This window comes from Pseudoalteromonas sp. RWi3, from assembly GCF_054960735.1.
The window spans coordinates 341,197-364,010 of record NZ_JBHNYL010000002.1 but is presented as its reverse complement, the minus strand read 5'-3'; the positions used below and the strand labels follow the sequence as shown (position 1 = coordinate 364,010).

Below are 22,814 nucleotides of genomic sequence, written 5' to 3'. Positions count from 1 at the left end.
AAATTATGGTAAAACATGCTAAACCCAATTTGGTTAAATACGTTTGTAACCTTAATTAACACTGGGCACTTTACTAAAACAGCTGAAAAGCTATTTATGACTCAACCAGGTGTGAGCCAACAGGTAAGTAAGCTCGAGCAAGCATGTGGCTTTACACTGATAAAAAGAGATAAAAAAAGTTTCGATTTAACTGAGCAAGGTCGCCTAGTTTATGATTATGCTACCACCCTGAAAAAGAACGAGCAGACACTCCTTGAAGCATTAGCATTTGATAACCCACATGCTGGAAACTGCACCATTGCCTGTTCAGGCTCAATGGCGCTTTTACTGTATCCTGCTTTGTTAGATTTACAAATGAGTCACCCTTCACTTATTATCAAATTAACTGCAGCGCCTAATCACCAAATTTTAAATGACATTCAAAAAAGTAACATAGACTTGGGCATTGTCACCGACGTACCCAATATACGTGAGTTTGATATAAATAAGCTCGCAAATGAAGAGTTATGTTTAGTGCTACCTAAAAATATCGCACCAACTGGCACATTAGCAGAAACACTTATAAATCAAGGCTTAGTCGATCATCCAGATGCCAAGCATTACCTATCGATGTACTTCGAGCAATGCCAAGAACCTAGCCTAAAAAAATTAGTTCCCACAGACATTCCCGTTGTCAGCTACATTAATCAGCTCAGTCAAATTCTTTCACCTGTCGCTAAAGGCTTAGGTTTTACTGTATTACCAAAAAACGCGCTTGAGAATTTTGCTCAAAAAGAACTGCTCACAGTTATTAAACCGACAACCCCGGTTATTGAAACGCTTTATACCGTGAAAAAGAAAAACAGAACGTTGCCTGAACGCTATAAAGCGCTCATAAACGTGATACATAAACTAACGGGTGATTAGCGTATAAAAAGGTGTCGCTTAAAAGTAAGAGTTTAAAGGTTTGTCCACTGTTGTTTTAAGCCAATTAAATGAACTACGCCCAAACTTAGGCATATTAGCGAACTCCAAACCCAAAAATCAGGCGAGCGCCCTAATGGGTTATTAATGAATAAGAACCCGGCAACGCCTCGTGCTAAATAAACAAATGTAATAAGCATCAAAACTGGGCGCACAAATGGCAATTTCAATATAAGTCCAGCGGCAGAAAAAGCAAACAACGACCATGTTAAGAGCACTAATGCTATGGCAGATGTTATTAATGTAGGCTCAATGCTACCCTGCTCTGCACGTATTGCCATATATTCGCCAGCACCAAAAAAACGATACCAAGTAGCACCAAAGTAAATACAACCCAAATGCAACAAAGCAGCAAGTGCACTTAATACACCCGCAATAATTAGCCAAATATTCATATATCTGCTTCCATGTCAGCAATTAACGTCTGTGCCTCTATTACACATAAACTAAAACATTAGATCAATACAATACTTTACCTCAGGCTAAGATAAGTATCATACAGGTTGCTTTTACTTTGCAAAGCAAAGCTCAGTTGCGATAAATTCATGCGTCTAATACACTAAATAAGTAATGTTTTTAACCTATTTTTACTTATAGAACATAATGACTTATCTTTTTTTACTAAAATAGTTTATCTTATCAATAAGTAATATTAGGGAATAAATTACGTTGAATATGATCATAAGAACAGTAATATGTTTTCTTGCATTGAGCTCCAGCTTTCTATTTGCATCAACTAGCGAACTTAAAAGCGGCACCTGTAAGAAAAATTTATCACAGTGCATCACTGATCTAACAACAAATTTAGAGCATACCCCTGAAGAGACTCACCTTTGGTTCCATCAAAAACTCACATTAATGGATCTGCTATTTAAAGCACAAGAATACAAGCGCTTAAATAAAGAAGTGGATAACTTACTCAATCGCCCCTCTTTGCCTAAACGGGTTGAAATACATAGTAATATGTACAAAGTAAAACTTGCAAGCCAAGGTGAAAAAGAAGATTTAAGAGAATATATTGAAAGTGTAGATGCCACATTTTCAAACATGGCACAATGGGATGCGCAAAGTATTATTGATTACGCCACCTTTCAACTTTATACCGGTGATTATAAAAAAGGGACGTCACTGCTATTAGAGTTAGAAGAAAAATTTAAGAGCCATCCAAATAGCCATTTAAAAAAACAAATTTACACAATATTGGGCTACTTAGCTCATAAACAAAACGACTTAGACTCAACACTGGCTTATTTACAAGTTGCATTAGAAAATGCAAAGAAAGATGATGATATTCACTACTTGGTCATGGCGCACTATAACATTGCGCGCGCTCTGCATTTTATGAATCGCTTGGATGAGGCATTAGCGTTATTCCAAGATGTAGTCTTGCAAGCTAAGAAGATAAATGAAGCCTCCTACCAAAGCTTAACAAATTTACGTATTGCTCAAATCGCTATCGCGCAAAAACAGTTCAAGCTCGCGAAATCCGCAATAGCTAATATTGAAACCAAGCACTTATTATCTCATGATCTCGCTCTGTATAATAAACTCAAGTTACAGTATTAATCTTTTTTACAAAACGGTTCCTGCTCAGCTTTTGTAATCATGATTATCAGGAACTACACTTTTATGCCAAATCCGATACAAGGAGACTAAAAACACACACAGAAATAAAAGGCTAATTGCTGTTAATTTTTCAGCACCAAAGGCATCAAACGTCGCACCAAAAATGTATCCTCCTCCAACTAAAATAATAACCCACAATAGTGCTGAGCAAAAATTTAATATACTAAAGCGTCGCCATGAAATATCAGTTAATCCAACAGGGAGCGCGCCGATTGTCCTCAACCCTTTAGGGTAACGATACAAAAACATGTACGCAGTGCCATAGCGGTTAGCAAGCTCACTCGCTCTTTTGAATAACAACCCTAGCCTTGTCGGCTTCTCGAGCCAACAAACACCATACTTTTTAGCAACGGCAAAACGTAACTCGTCACCTAAATAGCCCCCTAAAAAAGTGGATAACGCCACAATACTGATTTCAAGTGCACCGGTATGTGCAGCATACCCAGCAAATAAAGGTAACCAGCCACTTTTTAAAGCACAATAGGCAAAGAGTAATGCATAAACAAAAGTGCCATATTGCTGAAGCAACACCAAAAAACCTTCCATCTCTTTTCCTTAATGTGAAAACTTTAGGATGAAAGTACTCACCCTATCGTCTTTATCAAACGAATAAGATGCAGCGAAGGATCTTAGCTTATAGATAGATAAGTAAATGCTTATTTTTTAATTACGACTCTACTTAACAGTAGAGAGAATAAGGCTATCAATTTCATTATTTACAGCACCAATACTGCTGTTATTTAAGATCACATAGCCAAAATTTAAGTCAGTAACAGAGCGTGATAGCGAAACCCAGCCTCGATTAAATCCAGCAAAGCCGAGACTACTATTCTCAGCGTCCACGACATAGCTCATACTCCAACGTCCATTAGTGTTCGGTGCTGGCTTTGTCATCAAATCAATAAGTTTTTCTGGCAACAATGTTAGACCATTATAATGACCATCCTTGTTGCGCAATACAGCCATATTAAAGCGTGCTAAATCTATAGCCGTAGTTTGTAAACCTGCCGCCGCTTTTTCGTTGAAGTACACCATACCCGTTATTTTACCACTATCATCATAAGGTGTTGCCGACCTATTCATTACCTTTTCAGTAACATTAAAAGTAGAATCCTGCATATTTAGTGGGCCGAATACATATTTCTGCATGTAGCCATCAAATGTCATGCCGGATACATCTTCAATTAACAGCTGCACCACTGAATACCCACCACCAGAATAAGACCACTTTGTATCTGGCGCGTGGATAAGTTCAACGGGTCCAGCATTATTGTTATCACCATTTAGTGAATCAACAATAGAGGATAACTTTTCACGAGAGTCCCATCCTGAATAGGGTCCCAGTGACAAACCCGAAGTGTGAGATAGGATATTTCTTAACGTTACTTTTTGTACGTCAAACTCAGAGTTAGGAATCTGCCAACGTTTAAGATATTGATTAATTGGCGCATCTAAATCGACTTTACCTTGGGCTACTAGCTGCATTGCCCCCCACGCAGTCACCAACTTAGAAATAGAACCTACATTAAACATTGTACGTTGAGTTATTTGTGTTTTAGTTGCTACATTGGCAAAACCATAGGAGCGAAATTTAACGATTTCTTTACCATTGACGAGCGCAATGGCGACACCCGGTGCTTTGTGTTTATCTAAAATTTTGGGAACCGCGTCGTCCAAACGCTTTGTAAGCTCAGACACATCTGTAATTTCTTCGGCAATAACTAAATTGGCTGAAACAAGCGCAGATATTACTAAAATAGATTTAATCATAACTTTCCTTGTGGTTAAAACGCTAAAAAACACTGAAACTATTGAATATTCTATTTACTTTGAATTTCACTATTAGCTTTTTGGTTTAGCTTAATAAATCAAATCATGTGATTTAAACAACCGTCTATTTATCTAAGGGTATAGCCGACCAAATGTAAATCACTTAAAAAAAGGGCAAAAAGCAAGATTTTACCCAATTCATTTATTGGCTGTCCTAGCTAGCCATTTTAGATAAAAATATAAAAAAACCACCAATTAAAACTAAAGCGACAATCACTATAACTGTAAGTGTTTTTGACTGTGACATTGATTCAATCAAACCTACTTCTGTTTGCATCTTTATTAATTCCTTTGAATTTACGCCACCTCTTTGCCTTGACTTATTTGTAACTGATTCCATTGGCAACTCCAAATGTGAAATATTTATTAGCTAACGAATTAACTCGCACTTACCACCCGTACTATGTTTATCTAGCCTTTTTTGGCATTGTGCAAGAGCTTCCTTTTTCGCTTTATGAGTTGAGCTATAACCTTCAGAGTAACCGTAGAACTCCCAGCCATCAGATGTTTGTCCAAGTGCAAAAGCTTTGTTAGATTTTCTGCTTTTAAACTCTTTTAGCGCTTTTTTTGTACTATATTGATAGTTTTTTTGATTACATAAATTTGAATCAGGCTCTTTTTCACAAAAATTAGGCGTAGATTGACATCCCGCCAATAGTATTATTGATAACAATCCTAGATATTTCATTGATACTCCTTTAAAAATATAACGCTTAACATGGAGGGGTTTAGCTGCGCTTTTTCAGCAAGTAAACTTTCCAGCATGCTATTTTTATTATTTTAAGTTAACGAAACTATTTTGCGTAAACGCTTTTTAATTAACAACTGTTCACAATAAAGAGAAACAAAGCTACCAACCAAGAAAGATGCTAGCAGTAACACCCAGTATAACGGCGACTGAATTCCTGAAGCCAAAAGAAACAAATTAAATGGTATAACGAAAAACAAAAAACCCAATACTTTTATAAACTCCCTGAACAGTTGACTATTAGATTTTGCTTCTGTGATATATGAATGAACGGTTTCCTCTGGCGTATCGCACAAATTAGGAAATGTCTTTTTTAACCATTTTAAATAATTCAATTTATTATCCTTAACTAATTAGTAAACCTAACGAACTTGTAGATTAACTCATCTTAACTTTATTTCTATTGATTCATCAAAAATAACCGAGTTCCTGTTTTGGGTCAATCACTTCAAATTTACGAAAAATATAACAAGAGGATTTGCTATTGTTTAGAGGGGATTTCTAGTGCTTGAGTGACATGTTTTGATGATAAGGCCTGTTGTTAGTTAGCGCATCCAGTTTTTAAATCAACGTATCAACGACTAGTAGCTGCTGGAAAACCTAAAAAGTGGTTATAGTTGCTAGTATTAGAAAAACGAGATGCGCTAATTGATTAAAAATAGCTATTTACGCCATAAGCACTTGTTATATTTTACTTTTTTGCGGTGCACTTTGACCTATAATTCTATTTGTTTCTTTACCCGTATTTTGATGAATAGCCACAAAGAATTCTAAAGGGTAATTAATCGTAGATAATATTTCTTCGGGGGTATTTAGGCTCTTATCAATTGGAGTTGGCCAGTTTATAGATATACTCCCTGATTCAGAATTTATTTCACATGGATTTTTCGAGCCTCTATGGCTGGTCATTGTTACATCATTATTTACAATAAATTGAACAGAGCAATGGTATAGCCCATCAACATCATTAAATTTTGATATCTCATAATCAAAGGAAGCTCTAATTTTGTGCTTCCTCTTTTTTAAGTTTTTAATTTCTGTAATTTCGAGATTATTAATTACGGCGGTACTTGATTGATATTTAAAGTAATCAGTTGTTGAGCACCCTGAAAGAAAAAAAACAAATATTAATAGACTAAAAACCTTCATATTATCATCCTTAAAATATAACGAGCCTAGGTTCACTCGCTTTAAATTTATTTTTTATTTGTGAACTAACATATCTTGGTTCCTATATTGGGTCAATCAATCACTTCAAATTTACGAAAAATATAACAAGAGGATTTGCTATTGTTTAGAGGGGATTTCTAGTGTTTGAGTGACATGTTTTGATGATAAGGCCTGTTGTTAGTTAAAACTATCTGCTAAAACGTAGGCAGCACACTGCTAAAAATGCTTACTATTGCAGCCTTATAAGAAACCATTCCCGTTTTGGAACAGAAAAAACAAAAATTCATGTTTTGGCCAATAAACTATGCCGATTTATTCAACAGTCATAATTCTGTAATCTAACTAAAGGATAATTTCTATTCAATTTAACTAACGACTAAAAGACGACTGAATTAAATGAACACCGCTCATGTGAGATTGAATTTTGCATTACAATCTCTTGAAGATCCATTATCTGCTGCAATGGCCCACACATCTGAATTCGATAATTTGCATTTAGTTGCTAATGATCAGCACGAGATAAACCTTGTCTGCGCTTTACCAGATGACGCCCATGAGAATGACGTTATTTCAGTTAATCTTACCCATTTGCTTGCAAGAAATGCGCGTTACACAGTGGCACACACAATTACCCAACAAGATCTTGAAGCTGGTGAAGTCAATTTAGTGTTATCTAAAATAGATGTGCCTGAAGGCAGCAATGAGTTTGTGATGCAGTTAATGCTGCATGGTTTACATGCAACATTGAAAGACAGTGCCCAGTTTGATGTTGTGATTACCCCGCACAAAAAAGGCTATATTGAGCAGATACCTACGGCAGCCTACGCGCCTAAAAACCTCTCGATTCGCCATTTTTTTGCTAGCTGTAGCAGTGCGTTATTATCTATTTTTTAGCACTAGCAAACTGGGACTAATCAGCAAAACTGACTTTGCCCATTGTTACATTAGGAATACCTTGAGCTGTATTACCAAAACGCATTTGCCCCCCGCTGAGGCATTCATTCGCTAAAATAGCAAACAAAACCGCTTCTTTTGCGTCAGGGTTAATACCCAATGCTTGCGTATTTTGAATCGCCGTTAACTGAGGGCATAAAGATAGAATATGTTCCATCAACAATGGGTTGTGAACCCCACCTCCACTGGCATATACACTCACACTATCTAGAGCAGCACTACTACGGTTAATTGCATCGGCAATTACCTGCGCTGAAAAGCGTGTTAAAGTGGCCATTACATCATTATGTTTCAGCTCTGTTGTATTTGATAAGGCCTGTGCACGTGCTAAATATTGCATGTTGAAAACTTCAGGGCCGGTTGTTTTTGGAAAAGGCTGTTGAAAAAACGGGTCATCACACAGCGCATTTAATAAAGCTTGGTTTATCTGTCCTTGGCGCGCTATTTTGCTGTCAACATCGTAGCTTAGTGGCTTAAAATATTGCTGAATGTAGGCATCCATAATTGTATTGCCAGGGCCTAAATCTGAGCTAAATACGGCGCTTGCTTCAGCGGATTTAGGGAGGAAGGTTAGATTAGCAATACCTCCCATATTAAGCAAAATTCGATTTTCGTCACGACTGGTAAAAAATAAATAATCACCATAGACAGCTAGTGGGGCACCTTCACCACCAGTAGCAATATGCTTTTGGCGAAAATCGCCAATAGTAGTGATACCAGTCATGACAGCAATATGATCGCTATCACCAATTTGTAATGTCCCGTTACCAAAATCAGGTCGCCCATGTTGATTTTTAGGGCAGTGATAAATTGTTTGCCCATGACTGGCAATCACATCGATAGAATCAGCAGCGACTCCCCATTTTGCAAGGCATTGGTTCACCATGGCGCCATGTACCTGGCCTACCCAGGGATGCAACAGAGTCACCTGCTCTAAGTCGCATTCACGCTTGGCAAAGACGGTTCTTATTTTTTGTTTATAATTGTCATCATAGGCTATGGTATCAAACGCTATCAACTCTATATTAGTGTTCATGCCATGGTTTGATATTTTGCACAATGCCACATCAAGGCCATCTAACGAGGTGCCACTCATCAAGCCAATAATCAGCTTATGCGGCTTGTTCGCACTTTCATAAAGCTTAGCAATGTGTGGGTGCATGTAGGTTACCTTTTAAATATGCAATCAATTAAATTTAGCGAATATCATACTAATGATAAAAATAATTACTGCAATAAATAAAATGGGTTATAAAAGGTGTGGTTATGTTGTTATTTCAGTGTTTTAACCTAAGCTAGCATTAGGTTGGGTGTTTTTTCAACGATACCAAGCGTAAAATAATGTGTAACACGAATGATATAACCAGCAATTCCCCCTAAAGCGCACACTGCCCTGTGCGCTTTTTAATGCGCGTTACCTCAGTATTACGTCACGCCTTGTCTCTTCATCTACTCAACGTTGTTACTGGTAAATACAGACAATATCGGGTAATCAGCCTCACCAAACGACACCGTAAAAGAACGCCGCTCACCTCGGGCTAATTTAACCCCTTCTGTCATCGACAAAGGCGTTTTTAGCTGACCGTCAGCAAACAAGGCCATAAGATGAGCCCCTTCGAGAATACGTGAACCCGATGCATCATTACGTACAGTAACAACCGCTACGCGCTTACCTTGCTCGCTGCTCATGAGCACGGTATTAAGCAGCGTAAAATCACTGTTTTTAGGTTTACTTTGTGCATCATTTTCAAACGCGAACTGCATACCTTGCAGCGCCACTTGGTCAACAGATAGCACGTGGTTATTTGCATTAACGCTGAACCCCGCACCCAGTAAAACAATGCAAGGGAGTAATAAGTATTTATTCATGTCATTCCTTAAAAATGAGTAACCCTGTATGTTACCCAATTCAATAAAACCTCACGTTCATGGCTAACGCTGTTGTTTCGTTACAGTAAATAGCCCTAAATACGCCTAACTTCAACAAACTGTTGTGATTCAATAAAACCGGGCACTAATTTACATGTGCTCAAAATATAAATTAATTTCGGCTTCCTTAGCCAGTTCAATTATCTCTGTGTGTTCATTTTCATGGCAAATAAACAAGATTTATGCATCTGAATCATCGTTTATTGCCAGCATTTTAAGTTTCAATGATTGCAAACAATCAAACAGCGTGGGTGAATGCTCAACACTCCCTCCTCCCACTAGTGAGCCAAAACCATAATTCGTCTCCCTGTAAAAAGTCTCAAGATCTTTAAATAAACCTGATGCTTCAAAACGAATAGGCGTGAGCTTTTGCAGTAGTGGCAAAACACGTAAAGGCTCAGAGCGGTTATCTACACAAATAACAACACCTGCGCTACTCAGCGCTCTCACCAATGCATCAACAGGGGTTATATCGTCCAAAGACTCAATAAAACAATTGTCTTTTTCAAATTCACTGATACCGTCGAAATAAGCATCAGAGGAAAAACAATATAACTCGAGCGACTTAACTACCGCGTTATTGTTGTTTGATAGCTTCTTCCCTAACACGATGAGTGGATGAACCTTTTTGCCCAAACCGAGCTTAAGCAATAACGTGTTTATTAAATCCATGTTCTTCACTGAGTACCAAGTTAAAGTAGTGACATGTTTTATCGTGCATTATTAGGTACATTAAAACAATAGCTAGTTTGATGAATTACCAGCGATTGCGCTACGCACTATGAGTAAGTAATTTAATCCATTCATCTGCGTTTGACACAATGAATTGATATTTATTGCCATCTTTTAATACGATTTCAATTGCATCATGTGTATAAGGCAAAATACCCGCAACTTTACCTGTGCACTTACTCACCCTTACAATTTCACGCCGTGAAAACGTATAAGGCCCTAACCCAAATTGTGTGTTAAAAGCAGTAAAATGAACATCGTTATTGCTTACCCAAAACTTACCATCGGCTTTAATCGCCCCTTTTTGAATCGTGGCGGTTGTCGATTTGATTGTTATTGCTTGCATAATAATATTCCTTTATGTAGTGATGTTTTTAAGTCATTAGCAAGTAACGACATTTAAGCTGGCTGTACTCACTTTCTCTTGGTTCGCCTACCGTTAAGTAGTGCGCCTATCCACGTATTTTTTACAATTAATGAATAACTCATTTGTCCTATTAGTAAGGTCACAAACACGCTGATAATAAATTTAACCCAAACAGGCAAATCAGTGTTAATCAATGGCATCTGAATATAAATCAACACTGGCACATGTATCAAGTAAACCCAATATGACGCATTTGAAATGCTGCGGCTGAGCTTACTTTGGTGATTTAAAAAACGATGCCCAAGTAAAAACGTTATGGCGGTTAACAAAATAACACTCAGTCCTTGTGATAAAACATGCAATACATGTAGCTCTCCCGCTGCGGCAAAATAACCTGTTGTTGCGGCGGCAATCACTTCATCTAAGCTTGGCGCGGCTGGTAATAAAGAAAAGTAACCAGTCAGTGATATTACAACACCCAAAATAAGAGGCCATAAGTACTTATGATATGACCAAATGAGCTGCTGTTTTTTATAAAGCCCCACTCCTAACAAATAAAAACTGCCGTAAAAACCATACGACCATAACTGTGGTAAGAGTTTATCAGGAGCAGGAAATGGAATAGATTGCCCCATTAATGAGAGCGTTAACACGATAGGAAGCACAATCCACATAAATAAAGGGTGAACGCTAAGCGCATCGAGTTTATTACCTAAAAAGCAACTTGTTTTCAACAGCCAGTGAACAAGACAAAACTGAAATAAGTTCCACAAAAACCATAAGTGCATAGTGCTAATAACAGGCTCTTTAATGACTTGAAACACAGCAAAAATCGGCGGTATTGGATTAGCTATACCGGCTCCAAAACTCAAGGCATGGTAGTAAACGGCAAAGCTTAACGGTAAAAATATAAGAAAAGGCAGTAGAATATGTTTACTGCGATGATGCAAAAAGCGCGCGTTGCTCGATTTATCTATTAAAAGTGCACTGCAAAACCCCGCAATAATAAAAAATAACGGCATCCGAAATAAGTGCAGCGTATGCGTAATATAATCAAATAGACCATGTGTGCTTGGGTCTACCGTAAACCAAATATTGCTAAAGAACGGACTGTAAGCTAAAGCGGCATGAAATACGATGCCGAGCAATAGCGCGAGGCTGCGTAAATTATCAATGTAGTGTAATCGACTGTCTTTATTCATTAATGTGCCCAACTAACTTTTATTAATCAAGCATAAATGAATGAGGTTTCATGGCACTAGTCACAAAGCTCATAGCCCGAGCTATGACAGATGTCACTGTTTTTACAACGCGAGTTCTGCAATAATTGCTAAAAAAATATGGCCACAGTAATGGAATCAACTATACGACATACAACCGATTGGCGTTTCTCAACATTGGCATCGTGGCTTGGGGTTACATCGGCGTGTGCATATTATGCAAACTCTGAGTTAGCACTGTACTTGCAAATCATAGTAAGTGGTTCCATTTTAGCTATTTTGCTGTATGTGTTAAAACAGCCCAACAAATTTGTTCATGGCGTAGCGCTTGGCTATTTCCTGCTCATTTTAGCAATGATGCAACTTAGCTCAACGTCCCTAGTTTTTATTCACTTGGTTATGTTTACCGCTGTTTTTAGCCCTCACTTTTCACTTCCTAAAATACTGGCTTGTGTTGTGGCGGCAATGCTGGTGTATGGTTTAACGCATTATGCGCGCTGGGAAAATGGCATTCCTTGGATCACGTTTACAATTTGGTTTTTCTTTTGCTTGATGAATTGGTTTGTCAGTCGCCGGATTGTCGAAAGTTTAAATACACATTACCAATCCCGCCAAAACTACAAAGAGTTAAAAGCCACCCAACACATGATGGGCGCCATGCATGCAGCGCAAGAGCGACAAAATATATCACGGGAGCTGCATGATTCACTCGGCCATAAGCTTACCGCGCTCAGCATTAATTTAGATTTTGCTAAAAGAGCTGCAAATGAAGCAACCGTTGAAACCCTCTCTCTTTGCCACCAGCTTAGCCAAGAAGTATTGGCTGAGGTGCGCGAAATCGTTTCCACTCAGCGCAATGACAAAACGATACTTAAGCAAGCTCTTGAGGCCATTTGCGAACTGACACCTAATTTACACTGTGATCTCCAGCTAAGTAAGGAGACAGAGCAACTCCCGCAAGACTTCGCCCTGTGCGTATTGCGGTTTACCCAAGAGATGATCAGCAACACCCTTAAACATACCCAAGCAAACCATTTTACTTTGCATGTAAATGTCACCCACGTTGGCCAACACCCGCTGTTAATTGCAAAAGCGTATCACAATCAACCAGAGACCCATTTACCAAAACAAGGCAATGGTTTAGCAGGATTAAATGAGCGAATGGCACAATTTGGCGGTGAATTTTCACAACACCTTGAGCAAGAAACACTGATCAATACCATGACACTACCACTAAATTTAGAAGAAAAAAGCCATGATAAAGTGCCTACTAGTTGAAGATCAGACATTAGTTCGTTTAGGCCTCGCTAATTTACTCAACCTCGATAGCGCCATTAATATTGAAGCCCAAGCTGAAGATGGCTTACAAGCGCTTACACTATTAGCTGAGCATAGTTTCGACATTGCTTTACTCGATATGAGAATGCCGAATTTAGATGGGCTCGGCGTGTTGCAAAAAATGCGTGAAAAGGGTGATAAAACCCCTGTGCTGATCATCACCACATTTGAAGATTGTGATGTATTAGTCAAAGCCCTTAATCTAGGTGCTCGTGGGTATGTGCTTAAAAACATTGAACTTGAAGAACTCATTAGCGCTATCAAGCAAGTCGTCGCAGGTGAGCGAGTATTGCAAAGTGCGGTGACTGATTTTTTACTCAAAAAGCAACTAAGCCCTCAGCTCTGCTTAACAGGCAAAGAACAAACCGTATTGCAGTGTTTGTCTTTGGGTATGTCGAACAAAGTGATTGCCAAAAAGTTAGATAACTCTGAGGGGACTATTCGTAATCATGTGTCACAAATCCTTGCTAAATTAGAGGTAAAAGACCGCACTCAGGCCGTTATAAAAGCCATTAATCAAAACCTAATTTAACGCGCTAACAACACCAAATTACTATTTTTGATTAGGGTATATTGATGAACACAAAACGCTTTTTAAGTGCCACTATTTGTCATTAGGCTTAAGTGGTGCAATCAACATAAATAAGAGTAAACAAAACCAACTAATAAACAAACAGGCGACTATCCATGCGAGCTTTTCTTGGCGTCCCACTTTTTGTGACCTAGCAATGAGTATAATTGGCATCACCCACATAATGAATAAAACAAGCAGCAAGGGAAACCAAGAAATAAACATTTGAGAAATGTTATCCATTATAAATTCCTTTTTTAGCCTCTGATGAGCCCATAAATTTACCCATTCTTATGGTTTAACCATAACCAAATTCCTAAACCTATTCAATAAGTAAGCTAATTTTCATGACGGATAGTTTATATCTTGTTTATTTAAAACTATTACAGTGAGTTTTATTCACCAAGCCATCTAAATTTGGCCTTTTTCGCTATGTCATCAAATTCAGCTTGCGTGATGTTTCCGCCGGCTAAATCATTTTCAGCTGACAAAACGACTTTCTGATAGTCAAACTCTATAGCGGCAAGAATATAACCAAGTTTTCTTTCAGTAATCGTGTTTTTTTGAAAGTGATACATCGCTAATTGTTTATTCCACGACTCACCGTCTGGCGGCGGCGGCAGTGTAAAATCAAGCGTAAGTAGTCTTTCATCTGATATTTTTAAACCGTTTGCTATTGCCCCTTTAGCACACTCATAAAGCATATAATCAATTGAGTCTTGTAAGCCATAAAAGTGCCAATCATAACCGACATAAATGCAGATCGCTCCCCATGCCGTATTAATGGCAAAAAAAGATATACTAGTGACTCAGAATTTACGGGGTTATGTATCAAGCTATTGGTAGCTCAACACGCTGATTCTAAACCCTATCAGAAAAACCCAAATAGGGAACGTTAGCAACTCTTCTGTAGGCCTTGTTTCATATGACTCTGCATTCCAGCGTTGTAAGAAACCTGGACTGGACTTACAAGCTTTCACTAGACAGTTTTTAATTCAGAATAATGGAATAGGCAGGACTTTCTGTGCGCTATTCATTTTGGGCAAAAGCCTATTACCGGCAACAAGAAGCCAAAGGAAAACCTCATAATACCATCATCAGAACATTGGCATTTAAGTGGATACGAATCCTATTTAGGTGCTGGAAAACACATACACCCTACGATGAATCAACTTACTTAACGGCATTGAAAAGTAAGGGATCACCGTTGTTAAATTTGCGGTGGAAAGTGGGCTTTAGTGCTTGCTAGCCACCTAAGGGCGTGTTGTTATACTTATTTACAACTTACCTTTTTTAAAGAGCCATCTTTCACAGGGACGCTTTGATGAGATTTATGAGTTGCATTCCAATCATTAGTTTTACGAATATTAGCCCTTATTGCCGCAGCTTGGCATTCATTTACACTTTTATGGGTACTAATTGGAGTACCATTTGAACTTGCAAGAGTATATGTTTGAGATTGATTTGAATTAGTACTACAAGCCGAAAGTAAAATTATTGAACCAATTAAAATAATATTTTTCATAAGATATTCCTTTATTTATTAATTAATTGTTAATAAGAGTCAATTTACGAGATAAAATATAACTGACTATTAAGTGACTATGCAAGATAAAAGCATAACAGCTTTATCAAAGTACACTTAACCTATTTTATCGCGCAAACGTCCTCATTTTATGAACGCATATTAATTAAAAATACTATAAGTTATTGCCAAATATAAATATTATGCTTTTTTTAGCTTACATAAACATGTAAAAAAGCGGGAAGTTTACTCTTAGTTCTCACTAATTTAATGACGACTTACCTGAAAGACCTTTAATCGCTTATACCTGCTCCATACATTTTAAAATTCTAAATACTACATTCACAACATTCCGCATAAATGCAGATAGCTCAACACGCTGATTCAAAGTTCTATCAGAAAACCCAAATAGGGAACGTTAGCAACTCTTCTGTAGGCCTTGTTGCATATGGCTCTGCATTCCAGCCTTGTAAGAAACCATTCCAACTTTGGAACAGAAAATTCAATAGCCCGCTAAAACCACTCCAGAAGGAGACTATTGCAGCCTTGCAATAGTGATTACCCACACAGAGATAAACCAACAATTGAATTAATACTCTAAAACCCCACTTCTTTATTATTGAAGATCACAAAGCAACATATTAGTCCTTACAACGGATAAAGAGGTTTTATGCAGACCATTGAAAACAGACAATTTACTTTAGCATCGCGTCCACATGGGGCACCTACAAACGAAAACTTTTCATTGAAAACCGTGGCTGTTGATGCCTTAAAACAAGACGAAGTATTATTGCGTACTATTTATTTATCGCTCGACCCCTACATGCGTGGTCGCATGAGCGACGCAAAATCATATGCTGAACCTGTGGCAATTGGTGATGTGATGGTAGGCGCTACCGTGTGTCAAATAGAGCAGTCAAATAACGATAAATTTGCCGTGGGTGAATGGGTGCTGGCCTATACAGGTTGGCAAGACTACGCCATTTCAGATGGTGAAGGCCTGATGCCGCTGGGTAAAAATCCAAGTAACCCTTCTTATGCACTGGGTATTATGGGCATGCCTGGTTTTACCGCTTATATGGGGCTACTTGATATTGGCGCTCCTAAAGAAGGGGAAACCGTTGTTGTAGCAGCGGCTACAGGGCCAGTCGGTGCTACTGTTGGGCAAATTGCTAAACTTAAAGGCTGTAAAGTTATTGGTATTGCTGGCGGCAATGAAAAATGCCAATACGCAGTTGATACGTTAGGTTTTGATGCCTGTATTGATCACCGTAGCGACAATTTTAATGAGCAATTAGCCAACGCTTGTGACGCCGGAATTGATGTTTATTATGAAAATGTAGGCGGAAAGGTGTTCGATGCCGTATTACCTCTACTAAACACTGCTGCTCGCGTACCGCTATGCGGATTAGTATCGCAATATAACGCGACTGAGTTACCACAGGGCCCAGATAGAATGGGCGCTTTAATGGGTCAAATACTTACTAAGCGTATAAAAATGCAAGGCTTCATTATTTTTGATGACTACGGCCATCGCTATGATGAATTTGCCACTGACATGCAAAAGTGGCTGAGTGAAGGAAAAATTCACTACCGTGAGCATCTAGTTACAGGGTTTGAAAACACAATATCAGCATTTAACGATATGATTGACGGCAAAAACTTCGGCAAAACAGTCGTGCAAGTCAATCAACCACTTTAAATTTACCCTGCGCAGCAAAGGCTGCGCTTTTAAGGACAACCATGATTAAATTACACCACCTAAACAAATCGCGTTCTAAACGCATTATTTGGCTACTAGAAGAGCTTGAAGTAGATTACGAAATTGTTGCATATCAGCGAAACAGTGAAACCTTTTTAGCACCTGATGAATTAAAAAACGTACATCAACTGGGTAAGTCACCGGTAATAGAAGACGACGGTTTAATTGTCACCGAGTCAGGCGCTATTACTGATTATCTTATTACTAAATACGGTAACGGCAAATTTACGCCACAAGCTGGTACCGCTGACTATGTTGATTATCAACAATGGCTACACTTTGCTGAAAGCTCAGCTATTTTACCGCTTTTGCTAAAAATGTTTGTGCAAAAAGATGGCGCTAAAACACAGTTTTTAGAAGGTTACGCCGATGCTGAAACCGCTAAAGTAATTAGCTATTTTAACAGCCGCCTTGAAGGCAAAAAGTACTTAGTTGGCGACACGCTCACTGGCGCAGATTTTATGATGTCGTTTATTATTGAAATTGTGAAAAACTCAGGTCAATTAGGCCACTTTAAAAACCTAGTGAAATACGACGAGCAATTACACTCTCATGAAAAATTTCATACCGCTGAAGAACTTGAGTAGAAATATGGTTAATGTTTTTTATAAACGTTTAATCAAAGGGGTGTAAAGCCCCTTTACAACAAAAAAGGGTTATATCCCTGCAATATCTCGTTCGGTTATGCACTCGTCTGAGGCCATTTCAAATTCGCGGCATATAAGCGGGCGGTTTTCGTAGATTGAACACATTAAAGTATTACGGTCTAGGGCTTGGCACCAACCGTCATCCGCGCGCTTCATCACTTCACTGCCCCATTGGTCATAATCAATATAATGAAAAGGCACGCCGGTGTCTGTGAGTATTTGCACCTCTAGCTGGCAACAACACGCTTGGCAGTTACTGCATAAGACAGGCTCATTTTCATTACTGACAACGATTGGGATCTGATTAGGTATGACGGTCTGGGGCATAGGTGCTTACTTTTAAGAATAAGCCCCTAGCATACCTGAGTGAGCCTAACGCGCCAGTAATTTTGCTTTTATTTCACTGTAACGCTGCTGCTCGCATAGACCAAAACCGCTGAGCTGACGTACCTTATTGCGCGCAAAAAGAGGAACGCTCATTCCCGCTAAAAAACGACATTGAGTTTCAATGCCAACCTTATCAATACCTTTGCTAGCCAAGTGGCTAAGTAACTCATCTACTTTTTGATAAATCACCTCATCTGCAGCAAACTCATGCGCTAATGAATACTCAAGTGTGACAGCTTGGCCTCGGCACACAGAGCAATGGCCGCATTGCTGCGGTGCTTGGTTGTCATCAAAGTAACGCGCAAGGTTATAGCTCAAACATGTTTTAAGCTCGAAAAAGCGGATAAGTGCTGCAATACGTTTAATTTCAGCCTGCTCTTTATCAACAAAGTAATCATGTAACTGCTGTGCTAATCCAGGGTTATTAATAACACCGCTATGTACTTGGTACACCTGGGTAATACGTTTGGTTTCGAGTGTAATTAAATTCTTTTCGGCTAAGTAATCCAACGCTGCCACAACCCGTTTACGGTCTACTTGTGCTGCTTGTGTTAAGCTATCGAAATTAAGCGTGCCCCATATTTTTTTAAACTGAGTATGGCTAAATATTTGGTTTAAAAAAGCTTGCCTATCGGCATCAAACTGCGAAAGTAACTGTGACTTTTCAACCAAAAATTTATATTTAAAGTCAGCATAATAGGCATAGAGCGGAGTTATCGCACCTTGCATTTCTAATTGCACTAATAAGGTTTTAAGTGCTAGCTGGCGAATATTACTATCACTAGAGAGGCTATATTCTTGCATTTCCCATTGCTGATTAGCACTAGTATGCTGGTGAATATCCTGTATTACATGTTCGATACCGCTAAGCTCTGGGGTATCGCCGTAAACAAAATTTTCAACCGTGTTTAAGCCATCTAAATTAGCTAAGGTATAGCATTGCGATGGTTGCCCGTCTCGCCCCGCACGGCCAATCTCTTGGCTGTAGTTTTCAATCGATTTAGGTAAGTCATAATGAATAACAAAGCGGATATCTGATTTATCAATACCCATACCAAAGGCAATCGTGGCCACGACCACATTGATTTTCCCTGCCATAAAATCATCTTGAATACCGTAGCGAAGAGTGTCTTCAAGCCCCGCATGATAAGCTACGGCACTTAAGCCTTGTTGGCTAAGTGTTTGAGCAACTTGCTCAGCACTGTGCTGCAAGGTTACATACACAATACCTGGGCCTTGTTGCTGCCTTACAATATCGCCCAGCATTGTGTCTTTATCGGCACTTTTAACACTGAGCACCGACAAATCTAAATTGCTACGATAAAACCCTGTTTGCACAATACACTCAGGGGCGATAGCAAAGCGTTCGCTCATATCGCGTTTTACTTTTTTTGTTGCCGTGGCTGTTAATAACAATACCAAAGGGATATTTAACTCTTCGCGGTAGCGCGGTAACTTTAAGTAATCAGGCCTAAAATTATGGCCCCACTCTGAAATACAGTGCGCTTCATCTACCACCAGCATCGAAATTGCCACTTGATTAATAAACTCTCGGAAACGCTCGTTTTTAAAGCGTTCAACCGACACCATCAATATTTTTACTTTACCGGTACGAACATCTGCCATAACCGTGTGACTTTGCTCACTGGTTTGGCTTGAGTCTAAACTTGCAGCGTAAATGCCTTTACTATTTAAAAAGCTGATTTGATCTTTCATCAAAGCCAATAATGGCGATACCACCAAAGTTAAATTAGGTAAATGCAAAGCGGTTAATTGATAACACAATGATTTGCCTGAGCCTGTTGGAAAGATAGCCAACGATGATTGATTATTTAACAACTGCTCTATGGTTTGCTGCTGACCAGGGCGAAAATGATTAAAACCAAAGTGCTGCTCAAGTGAGGAAAGTAACTGTTCACTCATAATATTCCCTTGCATTAAATTCCCTAATAAAGGAAATAGTAGTCGTAAATTTAATTACCTGCCATGTTACCTTTTTTGCCGCTTGTTTTCTTTGCCTTTATTACTGACAAAGCTGTTTAAAAGGCGCACAATAAAACCGTTGCCAAGGTATTGCCCTACTGGGCGCTATACCTAAGTAGTTTGCCCAGACTATTTAGGTATTCTACTTTTTGAGGGCAACGTAATGATAACAACACATCCTAAAATCGTGATTATCGGTGGGGGCGCTGGCGGCTTAGAGCTTGCAACCCAATTAGGACACAAACTAGGGAAGAAAAAACACGCAGATATTCTACTCATAGATAAAAACCGCACTCACATATGGAAGCCGTTACTTCATGAAGTAGCAACGGGCTCTATTGATGCGGATTTAGATGGTGTTGTTTATTCAGCCCATGCAGCAAAACACCATTACCAATTTCAACTAGGCAGTTTTTGCGGCCTAAATAATGCCACAAAAACCCTCACTTTAAGTCCACTACATGACGAGCTGGGCCATCAAATACTACCACAGCGCATCGTTCACTATGATTATTTGGTTATTGCCATCGGCAGCGTTAGTAACGATTTCAACACCCCTGGTATCAAAGAACATTGCTTTTACCTTGATTCAAACCAGCAAGCTGAACGCTTTCAACATGCCCTGCTCGATAATTTTACCCGCTTACACCAAGATGAAGACCCACAACATGCGTTAACCATCGCTATTGTAGGCGGCGGCGCAACGGGTGTCGAACTTTCAGCAGAGCTTTATCATGTATCAGATTTATTAAAAATCTATGGCCTAACCAACATGACAGCTAAACGATTACACATACATTTAATTGAAGCCGGGCCACGCATACTGCCAGCACTTTCTGAACGTATTGCAAATTCGGCAAAGCGAGAGTTACTAAAATTAGGCGTGACTGTTCGCGAAAATACCCAAGTTAAACAAGCGAATGAGCAAGGCTTTATTACCCAAGATGACCAGCAAATCAGTGCTGATATCATGCTCTGGGCTGCCGGTGTAAAAGCGCCTAACTTTATTAAAGAACTCGGTATATTTGAGCTAACCCGCAATAATCAAATTAAGGTCAATGATTACCTGCAAAGTAACGCTGATGAGCACATTTATGTATTAGGCGACTGCTGCGCGTTTACTCAACAAAACGGACAACAAGTACCACCGCGAGCCCAATCAGCTCACCAAATGGCGCAATGTATTGAGAAAAACCTTATCGCAACGCTACGCCAACAATCACTGAAAAAATTTGAATACAACGACCATGGTTCATTAGTAAACCTCTCACGTTACAGCACAGTCGGCAGCTTGATGGGCAACCTCACAAGTAACAGCTTTTTCATTGAAGGACGTATTGCACGGTTTATGTATATTTCGCTTTATCGTATGCATCAACGTGCTATACACGGCAGTGCCAAGACATTTGCTTTGTGGATCAGCGAAAAAGTATTGCGTGTAGTGAGGCCAAAAATGAAGCTGCATTGATGCTACGTTAACTTTTTATCCCTTTCGCCTTACTTACCGCAGCTAATTATGTGCGGTAAGTTAATTACAATAAAAGTACGTTCTGCAATATTTTGTTTCTAAATCAGTACTGTAACTATCAACTTTAATAAGCGAATAACAAGCATGACAGCTGTGTTTTTGATAGAGTATATACTTTAACAAATTTTAAATGTGTTTTTTGCATTTAAACACGCTTTTTAGAAAGCGCTAAAACACATTATTTAGCATTGATAATCAGCGCGTTAAATTAACTTAATTAAAAATAACGGTGTAGTAAAGAATCTACTTTTACCTTTTAAAAGTAAGCAACCTTGTCTACGCTTAAATATTTGGTGTAACAAACACTTATTAATAGATTTATATAAAATCTCTTTAAGTGCATGAAATGCTATCGAAACAATGGACTGTAATAAAAATACAATTTGAACACTTTAAGGTGAAATAATGAGTTCTAAACCAGCTAACTGTGAAAAGTTAACTTGTAACCAATGCGCAGATGAAGACCAATTAGATTTTGATTTCACTATGGCTTTTCAACCGATTGTAGATTGCGATAATCGTCGTGTATTTGGCTATGAAGCGCTGGTACGCGGCATTAATAACGAATCAGCTTTCAGTGTTATTTCTCAAGTGAATGAGCACAATAGATATACCTTTGACCAACAATGTCGTATTAGAGCCATCGCCTTAGCAGCAAAGCTTAAACTTGAGTCTGTATTAAGTATTAATTTTTTGCCAAATGCAATTTATAAGCCTGAGCGCTGTATTCGCACAACATTGGAAGCTGCAAAAAAGTATAATTTCCCCACTGAAAAAATCATGTTTGAATTCACCGAAGTCGAAAAAATTGACGACACCCAACATATAAAACGCGTTGTTGAATACTATCAATCTCTTGGTTTTACAACTGCCACTGATGACTTTGGTTCAGGGTATTCAGGGTTAAATTTATTGGCTGACTTTCAAACTGACATTGTTAAGTTTGACATGGAACTAGTTCGTAATATTCACCTAAACAAAGCACGCCAATTGATAGTAAAACATAATATTGCCATGCTAAAAGAAATGAATATTACACCGCTTGCTGAAGGCATCGAAACCGTCGAGGAATATCAATGGCTCCACAATGCAGGCATTAGCTTGATGCAGGGATATTTATTTGCAAAACCGGGGTTCGAGTCGCTACCCGAAGTAGATTTTACAGCGCTGGATTCTCTTTAGTCTTTTTTATATTCCTAGCACTTTTTATTCACAGTGACTAAAAAGTTAATCGTTTTTTAATAAAATTAGTAATCACATTGATCGATTCGTTTTTAACCCGCGTAATGATATGTGAAGGGTATGGAAGTGGGCACCGCGGTGTCGCACAATTTAGTCACCTTCACCATAATTGTATTTTTAGCACAGATATAAAAGCGTATTGTTAAGCCCAATACGCTTTTTTCTTTTTTCATTTCCTCACATCCTTACGATTAAGTAATTGTTCAGGTTAATTTCGTTAATGTACCCACTCACTCCTGTTGATACCCCTAACGACATATTTGTTGTTTAAGCAGTTTAACCAGCTCATCTT

At 38.7% G+C, this 22,814-nt stretch carries 25 protein-coding genes and 1 pseudogene; 10 read left to right on the top strand and 16 right to left on the bottom strand.

What is annotated here, in order from left to right; genetic code table 11:
• Positions 1–15: 15 nt before the first annotated feature.
• Positions 16–906 (top strand): LysR family transcriptional regulator, encoded by an 891-nt coding sequence (locus ACFI4Z_RS05140; RefSeq protein WP_462669630.1) that lies wholly within the window; start codon positions 16–18, stop codon positions 904–906.
• A 32-nt stretch (positions 907–938) separates the two neighbouring features.
• Here the strand turns inward: ACFI4Z_RS05140 and ACFI4Z_RS05135 are convergent, their stop codons facing one another.
• Positions 939–1,358 (bottom strand): hypothetical protein, encoded by a 420-nt coding sequence (locus tag ACFI4Z_RS05135; RefSeq protein WP_462669629.1) that lies wholly within the window; start codon positions 1,356–1,358, stop codon positions 939–941.
• 280 nt (positions 1,359–1,638) lie between these two features.
• On the opposite strand from ACFI4Z_RS05135, the gene ACFI4Z_RS05130 reads away from it, so the two are divergent.
• On the top strand, positions 1,639–2,529 hold the full coding sequence (locus ACFI4Z_RS05130) for a tetratricopeptide repeat protein (RefSeq protein WP_462669628.1): 891 nt from the start codon (positions 1,639–1,641) through the stop codon (positions 2,527–2,529).
• A 24-nt stretch (positions 2,530–2,553) separates the two neighbouring features.
• Here ACFI4Z_RS05130 and ACFI4Z_RS05125 read toward each other — a convergent pair whose 3' ends face one another.
• The 5 genes from ACFI4Z_RS05125 to ACFI4Z_RS05105 form a co-directional block, all read right to left on the bottom strand.
• Positions 2,554–3,135 carry a DedA family protein gene (locus tag ACFI4Z_RS05125; RefSeq protein ID WP_462669627.1) on the bottom strand — a complete coding sequence of 194 codons (582 nt, stop codon included), beginning with the start codon at positions 3,133–3,135 and terminating at the stop codon, positions 2,554–2,556.
• Between the two features lie 129 nt (positions 3,136–3,264).
• Positions 3,265–4,359, bottom strand: a complete 1,095-nt coding sequence (locus ACFI4Z_RS05120; RefSeq protein ID WP_462669626.1) for a serine hydrolase domain-containing protein — start codon at positions 4,357–4,359, stop codon at positions 3,265–3,267.
• A gap of 214 nt (positions 4,360–4,573) precedes the next feature.
• Positions 4,574–4,759, bottom strand: coding sequence for a hypothetical protein (locus tag ACFI4Z_RS05115; protein ID WP_462669625.1), 186 nt, complete (start codon positions 4,757–4,759; stop codon positions 4,574–4,576).
• Positions 4,760–4,789: 30 nt separating this feature from the next.
• The gene (locus ACFI4Z_RS05110; protein ID WP_462669624.1) at positions 4,790–5,107 is read right to left on the bottom strand and encodes a hypothetical protein; all 318 of its coding nucleotides are present in this window, start codon (positions 5,105–5,107) and stop codon (positions 4,790–4,792) included.
• A 744-nt stretch (positions 5,108–5,851) separates the two neighbouring features.
• On the bottom strand, positions 5,852–6,316 hold the full coding sequence (locus tag ACFI4Z_RS05105) for a hypothetical protein (protein WP_462669623.1): 465 nt from the start codon (positions 6,314–6,316) through the stop codon (positions 5,852–5,854).
• A 417-nt stretch (positions 6,317–6,733) separates the two neighbouring features.
• Here ACFI4Z_RS05105 and ACFI4Z_RS05100 point away from each other — a divergent pair, with 417 nt between their 5' ends.
• Positions 6,734–7,231 carry a hypothetical protein gene (locus ACFI4Z_RS05100; protein WP_462669622.1) on the top strand — a complete coding sequence of 166 codons (498 nt, stop codon included), beginning with the start codon at positions 6,734–6,736 and terminating at the stop codon, positions 7,229–7,231.
• A 16-nt stretch (positions 7,232–7,247) separates the two neighbouring features.
• Here ACFI4Z_RS05100 and ACFI4Z_RS05095 read toward each other — a convergent pair whose 3' ends face one another.
• The 5 genes from ACFI4Z_RS05095 to ACFI4Z_RS05075 all read right to left on the bottom strand — a co-directional run bounded on the left by ACFI4Z_RS05095 (position 7,248) and on the right by ACFI4Z_RS05075 (position 11,521).
• Positions 7,248–8,453 carry an anhydro-N-acetylmuramic acid kinase gene (locus tag ACFI4Z_RS05095; protein ID WP_462669621.1) on the bottom strand — a complete coding sequence of 402 codons (1,206 nt, stop codon included), beginning with the start codon at positions 8,451–8,453 and terminating at the stop codon, positions 7,248–7,250.
• A 287-nt stretch (positions 8,454–8,740) separates the two neighbouring features.
• Positions 8,741–9,160, bottom strand: a complete 420-nt coding sequence (locus ACFI4Z_RS05090; RefSeq protein WP_462669620.1) for a hypothetical protein — start codon at positions 9,158–9,160, stop codon at positions 8,741–8,743.
• Positions 9,161–9,400: 240 nt separating this feature from the next.
• Complete coding sequence (locus ACFI4Z_RS05085; protein ID WP_462669619.1) at positions 9,401–9,892, bottom strand: hypothetical protein; 492 nt, start codon at positions 9,890–9,892, stop codon at positions 9,401–9,403.
• Positions 9,893–9,992: 100 nt separating this feature from the next.
• Positions 9,993–10,298, bottom strand: coding sequence for a hypothetical protein (locus ACFI4Z_RS05080; RefSeq protein ID WP_462669618.1), 306 nt, complete (start codon positions 10,296–10,298; stop codon positions 9,993–9,995).
• A gap of 68 nt (positions 10,299–10,366) precedes the next feature.
• Entirely contained in the window at positions 10,367–11,521 is a 1,155-nt protein-coding gene (locus ACFI4Z_RS05075) for an acyltransferase family protein (protein ID WP_462669617.1), read from the bottom strand.
• 150 nt (positions 11,522–11,671) lie between these two features.
• Between ACFI4Z_RS05075 and ACFI4Z_RS05070 the strand changes: the two genes are divergently transcribed.
• Both ACFI4Z_RS05070 and ACFI4Z_RS05065 read left to right on the top strand, forming a co-directional pair.
• Positions 11,672–12,817 (top strand): sensor histidine kinase, encoded by a 1,146-nt coding sequence (locus tag ACFI4Z_RS05070; protein ID WP_462669616.1) that lies wholly within the window; start codon positions 11,672–11,674, stop codon positions 12,815–12,817.
• Complete coding sequence (locus ACFI4Z_RS05065; RefSeq protein ID WP_462669615.1) at positions 12,795–13,409, top strand: response regulator; 615 nt, start codon at positions 12,795–12,797, stop codon at positions 13,407–13,409. The genes ACFI4Z_RS05070 and ACFI4Z_RS05065 overlap by 23 nt, the downstream gene beginning before the upstream one ends.
• Positions 13,410–13,481: 72 nt before the next feature.
• Here ACFI4Z_RS05065 and ACFI4Z_RS05060 read toward each other — a convergent pair whose 3' ends face one another.
• Positions 13,482–13,691, bottom strand: coding sequence for a hypothetical protein (locus ACFI4Z_RS05060; RefSeq protein ID WP_462669614.1), 210 nt, complete (start codon positions 13,689–13,691; stop codon positions 13,482–13,484).
• Between the two features lie 152 nt (positions 13,692–13,843).
• Positions 13,844–14,152, bottom strand: a complete 309-nt coding sequence (locus tag ACFI4Z_RS05055) for a hypothetical protein (RefSeq protein WP_462669613.1) — start codon at positions 14,150–14,152, stop codon at positions 13,844–13,846.
• Positions 14,153–14,460: 308 nt separating this feature from the next.
• On the opposite strand from ACFI4Z_RS05055, the pseudogene ACFI4Z_RS05050 reads away from it, so the two are divergent.
• Positions 14,461–14,687 (top strand): annotated as a pseudogene (locus tag ACFI4Z_RS05050) (IS110 family transposase); the annotation flags it as partial.
• A 34-nt stretch (positions 14,688–14,721) separates the two neighbouring features.
• Here the strand turns inward: ACFI4Z_RS05050 and ACFI4Z_RS05045 are convergent.
• A complete protein-coding gene (locus ACFI4Z_RS05045) occupies positions 14,722–14,973 on the bottom strand; it encodes a hypothetical protein (RefSeq protein WP_462669612.1) in 252 nt (83 codons plus the stop codon).
• 670 nt (positions 14,974–15,643) lie between these two features.
• On the opposite strand from ACFI4Z_RS05045, the gene ACFI4Z_RS05040 reads away from it, so the two are divergent.
• Complete coding sequence (locus ACFI4Z_RS05040; protein ID WP_462669611.1) at positions 15,644–16,675, top strand: NADP-dependent oxidoreductase; 1,032 nt, start codon at positions 15,644–15,646, stop codon at positions 16,673–16,675.
• A 41-nt stretch (positions 16,676–16,716) separates the two neighbouring features.
• On the top strand, positions 16,717–17,322 hold the full coding sequence (locus ACFI4Z_RS05035; RefSeq protein ID WP_462669610.1) for a glutathione S-transferase family protein: 606 nt from the start codon (positions 16,717–16,719) through the stop codon (positions 17,320–17,322).
• A gap of 69 nt (positions 17,323–17,391) precedes the next feature.
• Here ACFI4Z_RS05035 and ACFI4Z_RS05030 read toward each other — a convergent pair whose 3' ends face one another.
• Together ACFI4Z_RS05030 and ACFI4Z_RS05025 are read right to left on the bottom strand one after the other, a co-directional pair.
• On the bottom strand, positions 17,392–17,709 hold the full coding sequence (locus ACFI4Z_RS05030) for a YkgJ family cysteine cluster protein (protein WP_462669609.1): 318 nt from the start codon (positions 17,707–17,709) through the stop codon (positions 17,392–17,394).
• A gap of 45 nt (positions 17,710–17,754) precedes the next feature.
• Positions 17,755–19,692, bottom strand: a complete 1,938-nt coding sequence (locus ACFI4Z_RS05025) for a RecQ family ATP-dependent DNA helicase (protein ID WP_462669608.1) — start codon at positions 19,690–19,692, stop codon at positions 17,755–17,757.
• 223 nt (positions 19,693–19,915) lie between these two features.
• Here ACFI4Z_RS05025 and ACFI4Z_RS05020 point away from each other — a divergent pair, with 223 nt between their 5' ends.
• Both ACFI4Z_RS05020 and ACFI4Z_RS05015 read left to right on the top strand, forming a co-directional pair.
• Positions 19,916–21,220: an NAD(P)/FAD-dependent oxidoreductase gene (locus ACFI4Z_RS05020; RefSeq protein ID WP_462669607.1), complete on the top strand. Its 1,305-nt coding sequence runs from the start codon at positions 19,916–19,918 to the stop codon at positions 21,218–21,220.
• Between the two features lie 465 nt (positions 21,221–21,685).
• Positions 21,686–22,462 (top strand): EAL domain-containing protein, encoded by a 777-nt coding sequence (locus tag ACFI4Z_RS05015; RefSeq protein ID WP_462669606.1) that lies wholly within the window; start codon positions 21,686–21,688, stop codon positions 22,460–22,462.
• Positions 22,463–22,814 lie beyond the last annotated feature (352 nt).